Origin of the sequence: Streptomyces sp. NPDC046805 (assembly GCF_040645355.1) — a bacterium.
Taxonomy (GTDB): Bacteria; Actinomycetota; Actinomycetes; order Streptomycetales; family Streptomycetaceae; genus Streptomyces.
The window spans coordinates 1-16,716 of record NZ_JBEYYC010000049.1 but is presented as its reverse complement, the minus strand read 5'-3'; the positions used below and the strand labels follow the sequence as shown (position 1 = coordinate 16,716).

The 16,716-nt window shown below is 71.7% G+C and carries 13 protein-coding genes; 11 read left to right on the top strand and 2 right to left on the bottom strand.

Annotated features, from left to right (window positions below; all coding sequences use genetic code 11):
- Nucleotides 1-48: 48 nt before the first annotated feature.
- Nucleotides 49-1,431, bottom strand: coding sequence for an FAD-binding oxidoreductase (locus ABZ910_RS33990; protein WP_361372887.1), 1,383 nt, complete (start codon nt 1,429-1,431; stop codon nt 49-51).
- Between the two features lie 69 nt (nt 1,432-1,500).
- Nucleotides 1,501-3,303 (bottom strand): glycoside hydrolase family 15 protein, encoded by a 1,803-nt coding sequence (locus tag ABZ910_RS33985; RefSeq protein ID WP_361372885.1) that lies wholly within the window; start codon nt 3,301-3,303, stop codon nt 1,501-1,503.
- 530 nt (nt 3,304-3,833) lie between these two features.
- Here ABZ910_RS33985 and ABZ910_RS33980 point away from each other — a divergent pair.
- The 11 genes from ABZ910_RS33980 to ABZ910_RS33930 all read left to right on the top strand — a co-directional run bounded on the left by ABZ910_RS33980 (nt 3,834) and on the right by ABZ910_RS33930 (nt 16,622).
- A complete protein-coding gene (locus ABZ910_RS33980; RefSeq protein WP_361372883.1) occupies nt 3,834-5,483 on the top strand; it encodes a CTP synthase in 1,650 nt (549 codons plus the stop codon).
- 98 nt (nt 5,484-5,581) lie between these two features.
- Nucleotides 5,582-6,208 carry an NUDIX hydrolase gene (locus tag ABZ910_RS33975; RefSeq protein ID WP_361372881.1) on the top strand — a complete coding sequence of 209 codons (627 nt, stop codon included), beginning with the start codon at nt 5,582-5,584 and terminating at the stop codon, nt 6,206-6,208.
- A 202-nt stretch (nt 6,209-6,410) separates the two neighbouring features.
- Nucleotides 6,411-8,504 carry a tetratricopeptide repeat protein gene (locus tag ABZ910_RS33970; RefSeq protein ID WP_361372879.1) on the top strand — a complete coding sequence of 698 codons (2,094 nt, stop codon included), beginning with the start codon at nt 6,411-6,413 and terminating at the stop codon, nt 8,502-8,504.
- 134 nt (nt 8,505-8,638) lie between these two features.
- Complete coding sequence (ald, locus tag ABZ910_RS33965; RefSeq protein WP_361372877.1) at nt 8,639-9,763, top strand: alanine dehydrogenase; 1,125 nt, start codon at nt 8,639-8,641, stop codon at nt 9,761-9,763.
- A gap of 435 nt (nt 9,764-10,198) precedes the next feature.
- Nucleotides 10,199-11,335: a ParA family protein gene (locus ABZ910_RS33960; RefSeq protein WP_361372875.1), complete on the top strand. Its 1,137-nt coding sequence runs from the start codon at nt 10,199-10,201 to the stop codon at nt 11,333-11,335.
- Nucleotides 11,320-11,877 (top strand): hypothetical protein, encoded by a 558-nt coding sequence (locus ABZ910_RS33955; protein ID WP_361372873.1) that lies wholly within the window; start codon nt 11,320-11,322, stop codon nt 11,875-11,877. Before ABZ910_RS33960 ends, ABZ910_RS33955 begins: the two co-directional genes overlap by 16 nt.
- A gap of 38 nt (nt 11,878-11,915) precedes the next feature.
- Complete coding sequence (locus ABZ910_RS33950; protein WP_361372871.1) at nt 11,916-13,034, top strand: segregation/condensation protein A; 1,119 nt, start codon at nt 11,916-11,918, stop codon at nt 13,032-13,034.
- Nucleotides 13,031-13,681, top strand: coding sequence for an SMC-Scp complex subunit ScpB (scpB, locus tag ABZ910_RS33945; RefSeq protein WP_361372869.1), 651 nt, complete (start codon nt 13,031-13,033; stop codon nt 13,679-13,681). Before ABZ910_RS33950 ends, scpB begins: the two co-directional genes overlap by 4 nt.
- Before the next feature lie 12 nt (nt 13,682-13,693).
- Nucleotides 13,694-14,761 (top strand): pseudouridine synthase, encoded by a 1,068-nt coding sequence (locus ABZ910_RS33940; protein WP_361372867.1) that lies wholly within the window; start codon nt 13,694-13,696, stop codon nt 14,759-14,761.
- Between the two features lie 77 nt (nt 14,762-14,838).
- Nucleotides 14,839-15,603 carry an NUDIX domain-containing protein gene (locus ABZ910_RS33935; protein WP_361372913.1) on the top strand — a complete coding sequence of 255 codons (765 nt, stop codon included), beginning with the start codon at nt 14,839-14,841 and terminating at the stop codon, nt 15,601-15,603.
- Complete coding sequence (locus ABZ910_RS33930; protein WP_361372865.1) at nt 15,600-16,622, top strand: ADP-ribosylglycohydrolase family protein; 1,023 nt, start codon at nt 15,600-15,602, stop codon at nt 16,620-16,622. Before ABZ910_RS33935 ends, ABZ910_RS33930 begins: the two co-directional genes overlap by 4 nt.
- Nucleotides 16,623-16,716 lie beyond the last annotated feature (94 nt).

The window sequence follows — 16,716 nt, the reverse complement described above, 5'->3', positions numbered from 1 at the left end:
GGCGGACGCTACCTGCGCGAACGCCCTGACGACAGCGCCGGGCGTGCCCTACACCGGGCGGATGTTGTGGTTGAAGCGGAACACGTTGTCGGGGTCGTAGCGCCGCTTCACCTGCGCCAGACGCAGGGTGTTCCCGGCGCCCAGCCCGGCGACCACGCGCTCGGGGCCTTCGTCGCCGACGAAGTTGAGGTAGACCGCGCCGGTGCTCCACGGCCGTACGTCGGCGCGGACCTCCCGCACCCAGGCCTTGGCCCGCTCGTCGTCGGCCGGGTGCTCCCAGACCCCGAAGGGGTGCGCCGCCCACGGCGCGTCCCGGTAGGGCACGGGGTACTCGTCCGGGGCGGCGGCGATCGCCCCGCCCTGCGGGAACAGCAGGTGCTGCGAGTTGCTCGGCACGGGCATGCCGTCCGCGGCGGCCGCGAAGACGTCCACGAGTTCGTCGGGCAGGCCGGTCAGGTACTCCGCCGACCAGTAGTTCCGCAGACCGGCCGGGTCGTCGATCATGCACTGCACGTCGGCGTACGGCATCGCGCCGACGATCTCCGCCTCGTGCGGCAGCGCCAGCAGCGGCTCGACGAGCCTCCGCAGCTCTTCCTCACCGCCCGCGTACGTCACCAGCACGGCGCTCACCAGCTTCCCGACCAGGTGCTCGGGCAGGAACTCCTCGGGCGGCCCGGTGATGTACAGCGCGGCGCCGCTCACCTCGTCGGGGCCGGTGCGGATGAGATCGCGGAAGGTGCGGATCACCTCCGGTCCCCGCTCGGGCAGGAAGAACAGGAAAGCGATCGAGAACTCCGGGAGCTCGTGCAGCCCCAGGGTGAGCGCGGTCGCGACGCCGAAGTTGCCGCCGCCGCCGTGCAGGGCCCAGAACAGCTCGGGGTTCTCGTCGGCGCTCGCGTGTGTCCGCTCGCCGTCGGCGGTGACGAGCTCCACGGCGAGCAGGTTGTCGACGGCGAGACCGAAGACGCGGTCCAGCCAGCCGGTGCCGCCTCCCAGGACGAAGCCGCCCACCCCCGTGGTCGAGGCCCGGCCGCCGGTGGTCGCGAGGCGGTACGGCTGGGTGGCGCGGTCCAGGTGGCTCATCGTGGCGCCGCCCTGGACCCGAGCCGCCTCGGCGGCGGGATCGACGGTCACCTGGTGCATCCGGCGCAGGTCGATCACCAGCGCCCCGTCGCCCAGGGCCATGCCCGCCACGCTGTGGCCGCCGCCGCGCACCGCGATGTGCAGGTCGAGCTCCCTGGCGAAGCGCACCGCACGGATCACGTCGTCCTCGTCCACGCACTGCGCGATCACCGCCGGCCGACGGTCGATCATGGCGTTGAACACCGTGCGGGCCTCGTCGTAGCCGGGGTCCCCGGGGGCGAACACATCGCCGGCCAGATCCTCGCGCAGCGCGGCGAGAGCCGCGCCCGCCTTCGAGAAGGAAGCCATGGCAGCCCCCTTTCGGACAGGGGCACGCGTCGGCTTCCAGCCTAGGTTGACGCCACCTTCCGGGCGCGCTCAGCCGCCGTACGCCCCCGAAGCCGTCAGCCGCAGGGCCGTGTCGATCAGCGGGACGTGGCTGAAGGCCTGGGGGAAGTTGCCGACCTGGCGCTTGAGGCGCGGGTCCCACTCCTCGGCGAGCAGGCCGAGGTCGTTGCGCAGGGACAGCAGCTTCTCGAACAACTGGCGGGCCTCGTCCACGCGGCCGATCATCGCCAGGTCGTCCGCCATCCAGAACGAGCAGGCCAGGAAGGCGCCCTCGTCGCCGGGCAGACCGTCGACGTTCTCGTCGTCGCCCCCGGTCGGGTAGCGCAGGATGAAGCCGTCCGGCGTGGACAGCTCCCGCTGGATCGCCTCGATGGTGCCGATCACCCGCTTGTCGTCCGGCGGCAGGAAGCCCACCTGCGGGATGAGCAGCAGCGAGGCGTCCAGCTCCTTCGAGCCGTACGACTGCGTGAAGGTGTTGCGCTCCTCGTCGTAGCCCTGCTCGCACACCTCTCGGTGGATCTCGTCGCGCAGCTCGCGCCACCGCTCCAGCGGGCCGTCCGCGTCACCGGACTCGATCAGCTTGACGGCGCGGTCCACCGCGACCCAGGCCATCACCTTGGAGTGCACGAACTGCCGACGCGGTCCGCGCACCTCCCAGATGCCCTCGTCCGGCTCCTGCCAGTGGTTCTCCAGGTAGTGGATCAGCTTCAGCTGGAGCAGGGAGGCGTAGTCGTTGCGGGCCAGGCCGGTCATGTGGGCCAGGTGCAGGGCCTCGGCGACCTCGCCGTACACGTCCAGCTGGAGCTGGTGGGCGGCGCCGTTGCCGACCCGGACCGGCGCGGAGTTCTCGTAGCCGGGCAGCCAGTCCAGCTCCGCCTCGCCGAGCTCGCGCTCGCCCGCGATGCCGTACATGATCTGCAGGTTCTCCGGGTCGCCGGCGACCGCGCGCAGCAGCCACTCGCGCCAGGCGCGGGCCTCCTCGCGGTAGCCGGTGCGCAGCAGGGAGGAGAGGGTGATCGCGGCGTCGCGCAGCCAGGTGTAGCGGTAGTCCCAGTTGCGGACGCCGCCGATGTCCTCCGGGAGGGAGGTGGTGGGCGCGGCGACGATGCCGCCGGTGGGGGCGTAGGTGAGGGCCTTCAGCGTGATCAGCGAGCGGATCACCGCCTCGCGGTACGGCCCGTGGTAGGTGCACTGCTCCACCCACTCGCGCCAGAACTCCTCCGTCGCGTGCAGCGACTCCTCCGGCTCCGGCAGCGGCGGCGGCTCCGTGTGCGAGGGCTGCCAGGAGATGGTGAACGCGATCCGGTCGCCGGGCGCGACCGTGAAGTCGGCGTACGTCGTCAGCGACTCCCCGTAGGTCTCGGCGTCGGTGTCGAACCACACCGAGTCCGGTCCGGCGACCGCGACCGTGCGCCCGTCCTGCTTGCGCACCCACGGCACGATCCGGCCGTACGAGAACCGCATCCGCAGCTCCGAGCGCATCGGGACGCGGCCGGAGACGCCCTCGACGATCCGGATCAGCTGCGGGGCGCCGTCACGCGGGGGCATGAAGTCGGTCACACGGACCGTGCCGCGGGGGGTGTCCCACTCCGACTCCAGGATCAGCGAGTCGCCACGGTAGGTGCGCCGGGCCGCCCTGGGCGGCTCCGAGTCGGCCGCGTGCGCGGGGCCGATGCGCCAGAAGCCGTGTTCCTCGGTGCCCAGCAGACCGGCGAAGATCGAGTGCGAGTCGAAGCGGGGCAGGCACAGCCAATCGACCGTGCCGTCCCGGCAGACCAGCGCTGCGGTCTGCATGTCTCCGATGAGTGCGTAGTCTTCGATGCGCCCGGCCACGTGCAACTCCAGTCGAACGGCCACGTCGCCCCCGGAAAAGAGGGGGCTGTCGCTAGTGCGGTCAAGGGGTCGTTGTTGTTGTACGTCGTTGAACGGTCCAGCGAAGCAGCCGACCGGCCCTGGGGCAAAACGGTCGGTGTTCGACGAAGCTCCAACGAACTGACGAGCTCTCGTGTTTCCGGTGCATACGGGCGAGGGTGGTGCCGTGATGCCGGCCGGGCTCGGCAGCGAGTGTCCGAGCAGGATACGACGCACGTAGATGATCTGCGTGCCGCTCCGGGCAACCTGTGTGGGCCGAACGAGTGAGCAAGGGGTGATGACCGCGTGCGCGGTACGCGACCGTGCCGACGTGTGCGCGGAGCGTGGCCGGAAGCCATCCCCCCGCAGCGCTGATACCCTGGTAGCCCGTGGACCGGTGGGCTTGAAACCCCCGAACCGCAGCGACGGCGCCCCGCGAGGAAACACACGATTCTCCGGGCCGGCAGCCGCACCGCATCACGTACAGCGACCACGGGAGCCCCCTCTTGGCCATGCCGCCCAAATCCACGACGACCAAGCACATCTTCGTGACCGGGGGTGTCGCCTCCTCGCTCGGCAAGGGCCTCACCGCCTCCAGCCTGGGCATGCTGCTCAAGGCGCGCGGTCTGCGCGTCGTCATGCAGAAGCTCGACCCGTACCTGAACGTCGACCCGGGCACGATGAACCCCTTCCAGCACGGTGAGGTGTTCGTCACCAACGACGGCGCCGAGACCGACCTGGACATCGGCCACTACGAGCGCTTCCTCGACCGTGACCTGGACGGCTCCGCCAACGTCACCACCGGCCAGGTGTACAACACCGTCATCGCCAAGGAGCGGCGCGGCGAGTACCTGGGCGACACGGTCCAGGTGATCCCGCACATCACCAACGAGATCAAGCACCGCATCCGGCGCATGGCCACCGACGAGGTGGACGTCGTCATCACCGAGGTCGGCGGCACGGTCGGCGACATCGAGTCCCTGCCGTTCCTGGAGACCGTCCGCCAGGTCCGCCACGAGGTCGGCCGCGACAACGTCTTCGTCGTGCACATCTCGCTGCTGCCCTACATCGGCCCCTCCGGTGAGCTGAAGACCAAGCCGACCCAGCACTCCGTCGCCGCGCTGCGCAACATCGGCATCCAGCCGGACGCGATCGTGCTGCGCTGCGACCGCGAGGTCCCGACCGCCATCAAGCGCAAGATCTCGCTGATGTGCGACGTCGACGAGGACGCCGTCGTGGCCTGCCCCGACGCCCGCTCGATCTACGACATCCCGAAGGTCGTGCACACCGAGGGCCTGGACGCCTACGTCGTCCGCAAGCTCGACCTGCCCTTCCGTGACGTGGACTGGACGACCTGGGACGACCTGCTCGACCGCGTCCACAACCCCGACCACGAGATCACCCTCGCCCTGGTCGGCAAGTACATCGACCTGCCCGACGCCTATCTGTCGGTCACCGAGGCGCTGCGCGCGGGCGGCTTCGCCAACAAGGCCCGCGTCAAGATCAAGTGGGTCACCTCGGACGACTGCAAGACCGCGGCCGGTGCCGCCGCCGCCCTCGGCGACGTCGACGGCATCTGCATCCCCGGCGGCTTCGGCGACCGCGGTGTGCTCGGCAAGGTCGGCGCCATCCGCTACGCCCGCGAGAACAAGATCCCGCTGCTCGGCCTGTGCCTCGGCCTGCAGTGCATCGTGATCGAGGCCGCGCGCAACCTGGCCGACATCCCCGACGCCAACTCCACCGAGTTCGACGCCGCCACCACCCACCCGGTCATCTCCACCATGGCCGAGCAGCTCGACATCGTCGCCGGCGAGGGCGACATGGGCGGCACCATGCGCCTGGGCATGTACCCGGCGAAGCTGGGCGAGGGCTCGATCGTGCGCGAGGTGTACGACGGCAAGGAGTACGTCGAGGAGCGCCACCGCCACCGCTACGAGGTGAACAACGCCTACCGCGCGGAGCTGGAGAAGAAGGCCGGCATCGTCTTCTCGGGCACCTCGCCGGACGGCAAGCTCGTCGAGTACGTCGAGTACCCGCGGGACGTCCACCCCTACCTGGTCGCCACCCAGGCGCACCCGGAGCTGCGCTCGCGGCCGACCCGCCCGCACCCGCTGTTCGCCGGTCTGGTGAAGGCCGCGGTCGAGCGGAAGACCGCCGAGTAACACACGAGTTGTACGGTGACCGGGGTGCGCGCCTTCAAGAGGTGGGCACCCCGGTTTCTTTCTGACCCCGGATTCTTGTGCGCGTGGAAGGACAGGGCATGACCATCAAGGACACCCCGGAGGAGTGGGAGGTCCGGGCGACCGAGACCCCCTTCGTGGGCAACAAGACCTCCGTCCGCACGGACGACGTGGTCATGCCCGGCGGCTCGGTGGTGCGCCGCGACTACCAGGTCCACCCCGGCTCGGTCGCCGTCCTCGCCCTCGACGACGAGGACCGCGTCCTGCTGATCAAGCAGTACCGCCACCCGGTGCGGCAGAAGCTGTGGGAGATCCCGGCCGGCCTGCTCGACGTGCCCGGCGAGAACCCGCTGCACGCGGCGCAGCGCGAGCTGTACGAGGAGGCGCACGTCAAGGCCGAGGACTGGCGCGTCCTGACCGACGTGTACACCACCCCCGGCGGCTGCGACGAAGCCGTACGGATCTTCCTGGCCCGCGGTCTGTCCGAGGCCGAGGGGCAGCGCTTCGAGGTCGAGGACGAGGAGGCCGACATGGAGCACGCGCGCGTGCCCCTCGACGAGCTCGTCCGGGGGGTGCTCGCCGGCGAGTTGCACAACAACTGCCTCGTCGTGGGCGTCCTTTCCCTGCTGGCGGCGCGCACCGGCGGCGGCATCGGGGGGCTGCGCCCGGCCGACGCCCCGTGGCCCGCGCGTCCCTTCGAGTCCTGAACGCACCCCGCCCCACCCTTCCGGTGTGACGATCGCTTGATCCGATCGGGGGATGTGCCCGCCGCGCTCCCCACGGAACGTCGCAGAGCGTCAACTAGGCTCCTCGCGAGTGAGCCGGAGGCGAACGAGCCGAAAAGAAGGCGAACTGCCCGTACCGGAGTCCCGGCGGGCTTGCGCGTGTGGTGGGACGGGAGCGTGGCCCGTGGCGGATGAGGCGGTGGACACAGGCAGCGTGCAGCTGTCGGCAGACACGGCCGCGGAGAGTCAGTTCCTGGGCCGTACAAGGGAGTTGAAGGAGCTGCGCGCCGACATCGAGCGCGCGGGCCTCGACACCCTCGCCGGCCGCAAGGCGCCCTGCGCGCGCGTGCTCCTCATCGCGGGCAGACCCGGCTCCGGCCGTACGGCCCTGGCCGAGGAGCTCGTCCGCACGGTCGCCGACCGCTACCCCGACGGGGTGCTGCGCGCCCGGCTCGGCGAGCCCGACGGCACGCCCGTGCCCGTCGAGCGCGCCGCCGGCGAGCTGCTCGCCGCCCTCGGCCTGCCCATCCCGCCCGGAGCCGCCGAGGACGACCTGACCGAGGCGCTGCGCGCGGCCCTGACCGGGCGGCGGATGCTGCTCCTGCTCGACGACGCGGCCTCGGCCGAGCAGGTCGACGGCCTGCTGCCGGACACCCCGGACTGCCTGGTCGTCGCCGTGTCCCAGGGCCCGCTCACCGGGATCTCGGACGTCCGCCCGTGCACCCTGGGCGGGCTCGACACCAAGTCGGCCCTGGAGCTGCTGACCCGGCACACCGGCTCGGTCCGCATCACCGTCGACCCGCGTGCCGCCGAGAGCCTGGTCGAGGTGTGCCAGGCCCAGCCCGCCGCGCTGACCCTGGCCGGCGGCTGGCTCGCCGCCCGTCCCCAGGCGGCCGTCTCCGACCTGGCCAAGCGGATGCACGCCGACCCCGACAACGGCTCCGAGATCTCGCCGCTGTCCCGCGTCTTCCGGCTGGTCTACGACCAGTTGCCCGGGTCGGCCGCCCGCATGCTGCGCCTGCTCTCCCTGGCCCCGGCCGGCCTGGTCGACCCGCACACCGCCTCCGCCCTCGCCGGCTGCTCGGTCGGCCGCGCGCGGGAGACCCTGGACGAGTTCGTCGCCCTCGGCCTGCTGCGGGCCGTGCCGTCCCCGCTGCCGCAGTACGAGGTCCCCGCCTGCCTGCACCCCCTGCTGCGCTCCCTCGCCGAGAGCCACGACCGCCCCGGCGAGCTCCAGCTGGCCCGCGCCCGCATGCTGGAGCGGACCGTACGGCTGCTGCAGTCCTGCCGTGCGACCACCGAGACGGACAACCCCGAGGCGCGCGAGAAGCTCCAGGGCATGCCCCGTGCCCTGCGCTTCCCGAACCCCCGGGCCGCCGCCGACTGGCTGCGCGTCCGCCGGCCCGCCCTGCTGGCCTCCGCCCGCCTCGCGGTCGCCGACGGGGAGCTGGACACGCTGGCCCGCCGGCTGATGTCCCAGCTGGTCAGGACCATGGTGGCGCACCTCGGCACCCAGGCGGCCGCGCCCGACCTGTACGGCATCCACCGCCTCGTCCTCGACGTGGCCGAGCGCCGCGACCTGCCCCGGGAGCAGGCCGCCGCCCTGCTGAACCTCGCCGACCTGGACGCCCGGACCGGCCGCACCGCCGAGGCCCTGGTCCGCTACCGGGCCGCGCTGGACGCCGGGCGCGCGGCGAACGACCCGTACGCGACCGGCCGCGCGATGGAATCCGTGGGCGGCACCCACCAGGAGCTGGGGGACTACGACCGGGCCGCCGACTGGTTCGGCCGGGCCCTCGCCCAGCGGCTGGCCCGTGACGAGCGCGCGGAGGCGACCCGGCTCTACGGCCGCATCGCGACCGCCCACACCTACGCGGGCCGCTACGGCGACGCGCTGCGCGGCTGGCGGGCGGCCCTCGCGGGCCACCGCAAGGCGGGCGATGTCGCGGGCCACGCGCGGGCGCTCAGCGAACTGGCGCGCGTCCAGGAGTACGCCGGGCGCCCCGAGGAGTCGCTGCGCACCTGCCAGGAGGCGGTCGAGTGGGCGCGCCGCGCCGACGACGTACGGCTGCAGGCCGCGCTGCAGCTGCGGCTCGCCGACACCCTCGAACACCTCGGTGACTCCGCCGCCGCGCGCCTGCACCGGGGGGCCGCTGAGCGCATGCTGGTGGAGGAGGCCCAGGACCCTCAGGACGGCCGTGGGAGCCGGGAGGCCGCTCCTGACAAGGAACCCGATGGTGACGCCTGCGAAATCCGTAGTGCATCCGATAGAGATTGATGCATTGAAAGGCTAGACAGTCGGAACGCCTTCATTAGACTGGCTCTGCCGCACCTTCTCCCGCGGTGTCTCCCGGTGTGCCCTGCATGCTTGGGTATGTCTTGTAATGCCCCACACTCTCTGAGCCAAGGACCGTGATCGACGTGAAGGTCGGCATCCCCCGCGAGGTCAAGAACAACGAGTTCCGGGTGGCCATCACCCCCGCCGGTGTGCACGAGCTGGTGCGCAACGGCCACCAGGTCGTCATCGAGCGGGGCGCCGGCCTCGGCTCGTCGATCCCGGACGCCGAGTACGTCGCCGCCGGCGCCGACATCCTGGAGACCGCCGACGAGGTCTGGGCCGCCGCGGACCTGCTGCTGAAGGTCAAGGAGCCCGTCGCGGAGGAGTACCACCGCCTCCGCAAGGACCAGACCCTCTTCACCTACCTGCACCTGGCCGCTTCGAAGGAGTGCACCGACGCCCTCCTGGAGTCCGGCACCACGGCGATCGCGTACGAGACCGTCGAGCTCGCGAACCGCGCCCTGCCGCTGCTCGCCCCGATGTCCGAGGTCGCGGGCCGTATCGCGCCGCAGGTCGGCGCCTACCACCTGATGCGCGCGGCCGGCGGCCGTGGCGTGCTGCCCGGTGGCGTGCCGGGCGTGCTGCCCGCCAAGGCCGTCGTCATCGGCGGCGGCGTCTCCGGCTGGAACGCCGTGCAGATCGCCGTCGGCATGGGCTTCGACGTCACCCTGCTGGACCGCGACATCAACAAGCTGCGCGAGGCCGACCGGATCTTCGGCACGAAGGTCAAGGCCGTCATGTCCAACGCCTTCGAGCTGGAGAAGGCCGTCCTCGAGGCCGACCTCGTCGTCGGTGCCGTGCTCATCCCGGGCGCCAAGGCCCCGAAGCTGGTCACCAACGAGCTCGTCTCCCGGATGAAGCCGGGAAGTGTCCTTGTCGACATCGCGATCGACCAGGGCGGCTGCTTCGAGGACTCGCGTCCGACCACGCACGCCGAGCCGACCTTCCAGGTCCACAACTCGATCTTCTACTGCGTCGCCAACATGCCCGGCGCGGTGCCCAACACCTCCACCTACGCGCTGACCAACGCGACGCTGCCGTACATCGTGTCGCTGGCCAACAACGGCTGGGCCGAGGCGCTTCGCCGGGACGCCGCGCTGGCCAAGGGTCTCAACACCCATGACGGCAAGGTGGTTTACAAGGAGGTCGCCGAGGCGCACGGCATGGAGAGCGTGGAGCTCGAGACCCTCATCGGCTGAGCCGCCGACCGCGTCGCCGACCGAGCCGTCGGTCGCCGTGCCGCCAAGTCGCCCTTGAGGAAAAGGCGATTCGTCAACACGGCTCGTCAACACCCCGCACCCGGCCGGACCTTGCCCGACAAGGTCCGGCCGGGTGTGTGTATGGTCACTTTGCGACGCTCGGCCAACTCGCCGCGAACGTAACCCTTCGACCGATTCGCGCACCAGTGAAAGCTGCTGTGCTACGGCCGCACGCCCTTGACAGCCAGATGTTTCATTGCCGACACATCCTGCCGGGTCCGGCGGATTGTGTTGCTGCGGACCGCCGACACGCCATAGAGTCGCCAATCGTCGGCATGGTGCCACGCTGACCTGTCTAGAAGTTTCCTGGTCACCAAGGAGGTAAGACGACTTGTGAATGAGTCGACATTTTCTCCCGGGGGTGTTCAACCAGGAATGCCGGCACGGGGCCAGGGCCCCGCGGGATTCGAGGCTGTCGGCTCCGTCGCGGTGCGCACCTTCGCAGCCCACCAGGGTCACCCGACCTCACCGGTGACTCGCCCAGCACACCAGAGCATGGATGGCCATCACGTGAACGCCATGGCCGGCGACGGAAGTGGCGCGCCCCACAACCACTTCGCCGACTACGACGAACTGCCCGAGGGGCACTTCTACGACCCCGACGCCGAGTACGAGCCCGACCCCGAGTACGCGGCCACGCTCGCGCCCGACGCTGCCCGCCAGCGCCGCGAGCGCATCGGCCCGACCGGGCGCCCGTTGCCGTACTTCCCGATCCCGGGCCCGCTGACCGACCACGGTCCCGCGAAGATAATCGCGATGTGCAACCAGAAGGGCGGCGTCGGCAAGACGACGTCGACCATCAACCTGGGTGCCGCGCTCGCGGAGTACGGCCGGCGCGTGCTGCTCGTGGACTTCGACCCGCAGGGCGCGCTGTCGGTGGGCCTCGGCGTCAACCCGATGGAGCTCGACCTCACTGTCTACAACCTGCTCATGGAGCGGGGCATGTCGGCGGACGAGGTGCTCCTCAAGACGGCGGTCCCGAACATGGACCTGCTGCCCAGCAACATCGACCTCTCGGCCGCCGAGGTGCAGTTGGTGAGCGAGGTCGCGCGCGAGTCGACGCTCCAGCGCGCCCTCAAGCCGCTGATGGCCGACTACGACTACATCGTGATCGACTGTCAGCCGTCCCTCGGCCTGCTGACGGTCAACGCGCTCACGGCCGCGCACAAGGTGATCGTGCCGCTGGAGTGCGAGTTCTTCGCCCTGCGCGGTGTGGCGCTGCTGACCGAGACCATCGAGAAGGTCCAGGAGCGGCTCAACCCGGACCTGGAGCTCGACGGCATCCTCGCCACGATGTACGACTCGCGCACGGTGCACAGCCGCGAGGTCCTGGCCCGGGTGGTCGAGGCGTTCGACGACCACGTCTACCACACGGTCATCGGCCGTACGGTCCGCTTCCCGGAGACCACGGTCGCCGGTGAGCCGATCACCACGTACGCGTCCAACTCCGTCGGTGCCGCCGCCTACCGCCAGCTCGCCAGGGAGGTGCTCGCCCGGTGTCACGCCGAGTGAGTCTGCCCGGGGCCGACGAACTGTTCCGTACGACAGGGGGGATGGCGCTCCAGGCGTCCTCTCCCCGGCGCCAGGCCAACGGAGAGGCCCGGGTGCCGCCTCCCGCGGGGGAGAGCGACGGCGCGGCCGCCGCCGAGGACGCGCCGCAGTCGGTGCCCGTGCAGAGCGGAGACGGCGAGGGCGCGGAGCACGCGGCGGCGGAGGCCGAGCCGGCCGAGGCCGGCGAGTCCCGTAGCCGCCCCGCCCGGCGCCCGGCGGCGCAGGAAGGCTCCGCCGCGTCCGCCGCCGCGCAGCCGCGCAAGCGGGGACGTGCGGCGGCCCGGCGCCCCAGCGGGCGCGAGCGGCACGACGAGAAGATCACGGTGTACGTCTCCGCCGAGGAACTCATGGACCTGGAGCACGCCCGCCTGGTGCTCCGCGGTGAGCACGGCCTGGCCGTGGACCGGGGCCGCATCGTCCGCGAGGCGGTGGCCGTGGTGCTGGCCGACCTGGAGTCCCGGGGAGAAGCGAGCATTCTGGTACGGCGGCTGCGCGGCCGATAGTCGGCCGCGCCGACGGTTGGCGATAGCCTGCGACGGCCATGACCTCGAACGACGCTCCTGCATCCGGCACACCCGGCGGCCGCCGGCGTGCACTGGGCCTGGGACCGGGCACGAGAGCTCCGCGGGTCCCGCCGATCGAACAGCCCCAGCCGACCGAGCCCTCTCCGGAGACGACGCCGGCCGCCCCTGAGGCGCAGAGCCCGTCGACGGCTCGGCCCCTGCCGCTCCCTCCCGAGCCCCAGGAAGCCGCTGTCGAGCAGCAGGAAACCGCAGCAGAGCCCGACGAAGCCGCTGCCGAGCCGTTGCCCGAGCCCGCTGCCGTACCGCCGCAGGAGGCCGAACCCGGCGACGGTGTCTTCAAGGTCCGCCTCGCGAACTTCGAGGGGCCCTTCGACCTGCTGCTCCAGCTGATCTCGAAGCACAAGCTCGACGTCACCGAGGTGGCCCTCTCGAAGGTCACCGACGAGTTCATGGCGCACATCCGGGCGATGGGCCCCGACTGGGACCTGGACCAGACGACGGAGTTCCTCGTCGTGGCCGCCACGCTGCTCGACCTCAAGGCGGCCCGGCTGCTGCCCGCCGCCGAGGTCGAGGACGAGGCCGACCTGGCGCTGCTGGAGGCCCGTGACCTGCTGTTCGCGCGGCTGCTCCAGTACCGCGCCTACAAGCAGATCGCCGACATCTTCCACCACCGGCTGGAGCGGGAAGCCCGGCGCTACCCCCGTACCGTCGGGCTCGAACCCCACCACGCCGAGCTGCTGCCCGAGGTCGTCATCAGCATCGGCCCGGAAGGCTTCGCCAAGCTCGCCGTCAAGGCGATGCAGCCCAGGCCCAAGCCGCAGGTGTACGTCGACCACATCCACGCGCCGCTGGTCAGCGTGCAGGAGCAGGCCCGGCTCGTGGTCGCGCGGCTCAAGGAGCTCGGCGAGGCCCGCTTCCATGAGCTGATCGCGGACACCGACGACACGCTGACCGTCGTCGCCCGCTTCCTGGCGCTGCTGGAGCTGTACCGCGAGAAGGCCGTCGCCCTCGACCAGGAGGCCGCCCTCGGCGAGCTGACGGTGCGCTGGACCGGCGGGGACGGGGGCGAGGCGCCACGCGTCACCGACGAGTTCGACCGGCCCCCCGAACGGCCCGAGGAGGAGAAGAAGGCGTGAGCGAGGAGACCACGGAGCTTCCGGCGGGCGCGGACACGGTCGCCGGCCTGGAGCTCAGGCCCGCCCTGGAGGCCGTCCTCATGGTCGTGGACGAGCCCGCGACCGAGGAGCACCTCGCGAAGATCCTCCAGCGGCCGAGACGGCAGATCGCCGACGCGCTGCGCGAGCTGGCCGACGAGTACACGGTCCAGCGGCGCGGATTCGAGCTGCGCCTCGTCGCCGGCGGCTGGCGCTTCTACACCCGCCCCGAGTACGCGGCCGCCGTCGAGCGCTTCGTCCTCGACGGCCAGCAGGCACGGCTCACGCAGGCGGCTCTGGAGACCCTGGCCGTCGTCGCCTACCGCCAGCCCGTGAGCCGCAGCCGCGTCTCGGCCGTACGAGGAGTGAACTGCGACGGCGTGATGCGCACCCTCCTGCAGCGGGGTCTGATCCAGGAGACGGGCGCGGAACCCGAAACAGGTGCGATCCTGTACACGACGACGAACTACTTCCTGGAGCGGATGGGCCTGAGAGGCCTGGACGAACTCCCGGAGCTCGCGCCCTTCCTCCCGGAGGCGGAGGCGATCGAGGCCGAGACCCAGGAGGGCGTACCGTCGTTCGACCCGGACGCGCCCGACGCGCCCGGCGCAGAGGACGCAGACGACTAAGACGGAACTTTGATGCGAAGCAGCGGCAGCGGCAAGAGCGGCGGGCGCGGTAACAACCGCGGCGCCGGTAACAACAGGGACGAGCGCCAGCAGGGGCAGGGCCGTCCCCGCAAGCCCCGCCCCGAGGAGCGCCGCTACGACGTGGGTCCCGGCGCCACCAAGGACGGCCCCAAGTCCGGGCGTGGCAGCGCGGCGCGCGGCGGCGCCAAGGGCGGACCCAAGCGGTCCCAGCAGGGCGGTGGGCGTACGGCTCCGTCCCGCTCCCGTGAGTACGAGACGCGGGCCGAGGAGCGCAACCGGGAGCGGTACGCGGGCAAGAAGGACGTCAAGCTCCCCAAGACCTTCCCCGGCGCCGAGCAGGAGGGCGAGCGGCTCCAGAAGGTCCTCGCGCGCGCGGGCTACGGCTCCCGGCGCGCCTGCGAGGAGCTGATCGAGCAGGCCCGCGTCGAGGTCAACGGCGAGATCGTCCTGGAGCAGGGCATGCGGGTCGACACGGAGAAGGACGAGGTCAAGGTCGACGGTCTGACCGTCGCCACGCAGTCGTACCAGTTCTTCTCGCTGAACAAGCCCGCCGGTGTCGTCTCCACGATGGAGGACCCCGAGGGGCGGCAGTGCCTCGGCGACTACGTCACCAACCGTGAGACGCGGCTCTTCCACGTCGGCCGGCTCGACACCGAGACCGAGGGCGTCATCCTGCTCACCAACCACGGTGAGCTCGCGCACCGCCTGACCCACCCCAAGTACGGCGTGAAGAAGACCTACCTCGCGGCCATCGTCGGCCCGATCCCGCGCGACCTGGGCAAGCGCCTCAAGGACGGCATCCAGCTGGAGGACGGCTACGCGCGCGCCGACCACTTCCGGGTCGTCGAGCAGACCGGCAAGAACTACCTGGTCGAGGTGACCCTGCACGAGGGCCGCAAGCACATCGTCCGCCGCATGCTGGCCGAGGCCGGCTTCCCGGTGGAGAAGCTGGTGCGCACCTCCTTCGGTCCGATCACCCTGGGCGACCAGAAGTCGGGCTGGCTGCGCCGCCTGTCGAACACCGAGGTCGGGATGCTCATGCAGGAGGTCGACCTCTAGGCCTCGACGCCCGGCCTCTTGTGAGTGACCACCACCCCCTTTTATAGTCATCACGACCATAAAAGGGGGTGGTGGTCTTGTCGGCGGCGGCACAGGCCCACAGGCCGGGCGGCCACGACGCACCCGACGGCTACGACAAGCACGCCTTCGAGCCCTTCGCCGTCACCGTCGACCTCGCCGTCCTGACCCTGCGCGGGGGCGCGCTGCACGTGCTGCTCGTCGAGCGGGGGCAGGAGCCGTACGCCGGCCGCTGGGCGCTGCCCGGCGGCTTCGTGCTGCCCGACGAGTCCGCGGAGACGGCGGCCCGGCGTGAACTCGCCGAGGAGACCGGCCTGTCGGACGTCTCCGGACTGCGCCTGGAGCAGCTGCGGACCTACAGCGAGCCCGGCCGCGACCCTCGCATGCGCGTCGTGTCCGTCGCGTTCACCGCACTGCTGCCCGACCCTCCCGAGCCGCACGGCGGCGGAGACGCGGCCCAGGCGCGCTGGCTGCCGTACGGCTCCACGGGACCGCTCGCCTTCGATCACGACCGGATCCTCGCCGACGCCCACGACCGGGTCGGCGCCCGGCTCGAGTCGACCTGCCTCGCCACCGCCTTCTGCCCGCCCGAGTTCACGCTCGGCGAGCTCCGGCAGGTCTACGAGGCGGTGTGGGGCACCGCGCTCGACCGCCCCAACTTCCGCCGCAAGGTGCTGGCCACCCCCGGCTTCGTCGAGCCGGTCCCGGGCGGCGCCCGGCTGACCGGTGGCCGCGGCAAGCCGGCCGCGCTCTACCGCGCGGGCACGGTCACCGCCCTGCACCCGCCCCTGCTCCGACCGTCCAGGGAAGGACGTCCCGCATGACCACGACCACCGAGACGAAGCGCGCCGCCACCGGCTCCCTGCTGGGCCTCGCCCTCGGGGACGCGCTCGGCTTCCCCACCGAGTTCAACGACGTCCCGTCGATCCTCGCCAAGTGCGGCCCCTGGCGGGAGATGGAACTGGCGAAGCGCGCTTTCGTCTCCGACGACACGCAGATGACGCTGGCCCTGGGGCGTGGCCTGCGGACGGCGATGGGCCGCGGGTTGCTCGCGCCGAAGCGGCTGGAGCGGCCGGTGCGCGAGGAGTTCGTGGACTGGTACCAGTCGCCGGACAACAACCGGGCCCCGGGCAACACCTGCATGACCGCCTGCTATCTGCTGAAGGAGGAGGGGCGGCCCTGGCAGGAGGCCAGCCAGATCGGATCCAAGGGCTGCGGCGCCAACATGCGGGTGGCGCCGATCGGACTCGCCCCCGGCCTGAGCGACGAACAGCGCGCGGGCGCCGCCCAGTTGCAGTCCGCCCTCACCCACGGCCACCCGACGGCCCTCGCCGCCTCCGACCTCACCGCCCGTGCCGTACGGCTGCTCGCCCAGGGCGCCGACCCGACCGCCCTGGTCGGTCTGCTGCGCTCGTACGCCTACGACAACCGCACCCGCTACCACCACACCTGGCTGGGCGACCTGTGGACCCGCGGCCAGGATCCGACGCCCGAGCGCTTCATCGCGCGCGGCTGGGACGAGTGCCTGGAGGTCCTCGGCCGTCTCCAGGACGCTGTGGGCACCGTCTCGCCGGAGACCGATCCGTGCCTGGCCACCGGTCAGGGCTGGATCGCCGAGGAGGCCCTGGCGACCGGCCTGCTGTGCTTCCTGCTCTTCCCCGGCGAGCCGGTCACCGCCCTGCGCCGGGCCGCCTGCAGCTCCGGCGACTCGGACTCGATCGCCTGCCTGACCGGCGCCTTCGCGGGGGCGTACCTGGGCGCGGACGCCTGGCCGACGCCGTGGGCGGACCGGATCGAGTACCGGGACGAACTGCTGGCGCTGGGCGCGCTCTGGGACGCGTAGATCATGCCGCGTGGCCCGGGGGCGCCCCCGGGCCACGCGGCATGATGTAAGCGGCCCCGCCCACCGCCCGGGAGGAGGTGGCCGCCACCCGGGT

Bases quoted from the DNA above. Each gene is read 5' to 3' on its own strand.
- ABZ910_RS33990 (WP_361372887.1), bottom strand. From the start codon at position 1,431: ATGGCTTCCTTCTCGAAGGCGGGCGCGGCTCTCGCCGCGCTGCGCGAG.
- ABZ910_RS33980 (WP_361372883.1), top strand. From the start codon at position 3,834: ATGCCGCCCAAATCCACGACGACCAAGCACATCTTCGTGACCGGGGGT.
- ABZ910_RS33975 (WP_361372881.1), top strand. From the start codon at position 5,582: ATGACCATCAAGGACACCCCGGAGGAGTGGGAGGTCCGGGCGACCGAG.
- ABZ910_RS33960 (WP_361372875.1), top strand. From the start codon at position 10,199: ATGCCGGCACGGGGCCAGGGCCCCGCGGGATTCGAGGCTGTCGGCTCC.
- ABZ910_RS33950 (WP_361372871.1), top strand. From the start codon at position 11,916: ATGACCTCGAACGACGCTCCTGCATCCGGCACACCCGGCGGCCGCCGG.
- ABZ910_RS33940 (WP_361372867.1), top strand. From the start codon at position 13,694: ATGCGAAGCAGCGGCAGCGGCAAGAGCGGCGGGCGCGGTAACAACCGC.
- ABZ910_RS33930 (WP_361372865.1), top strand. From the start codon at position 15,600: ATGACCACGACCACCGAGACGAAGCGCGCCGCCACCGGCTCCCTGCTG.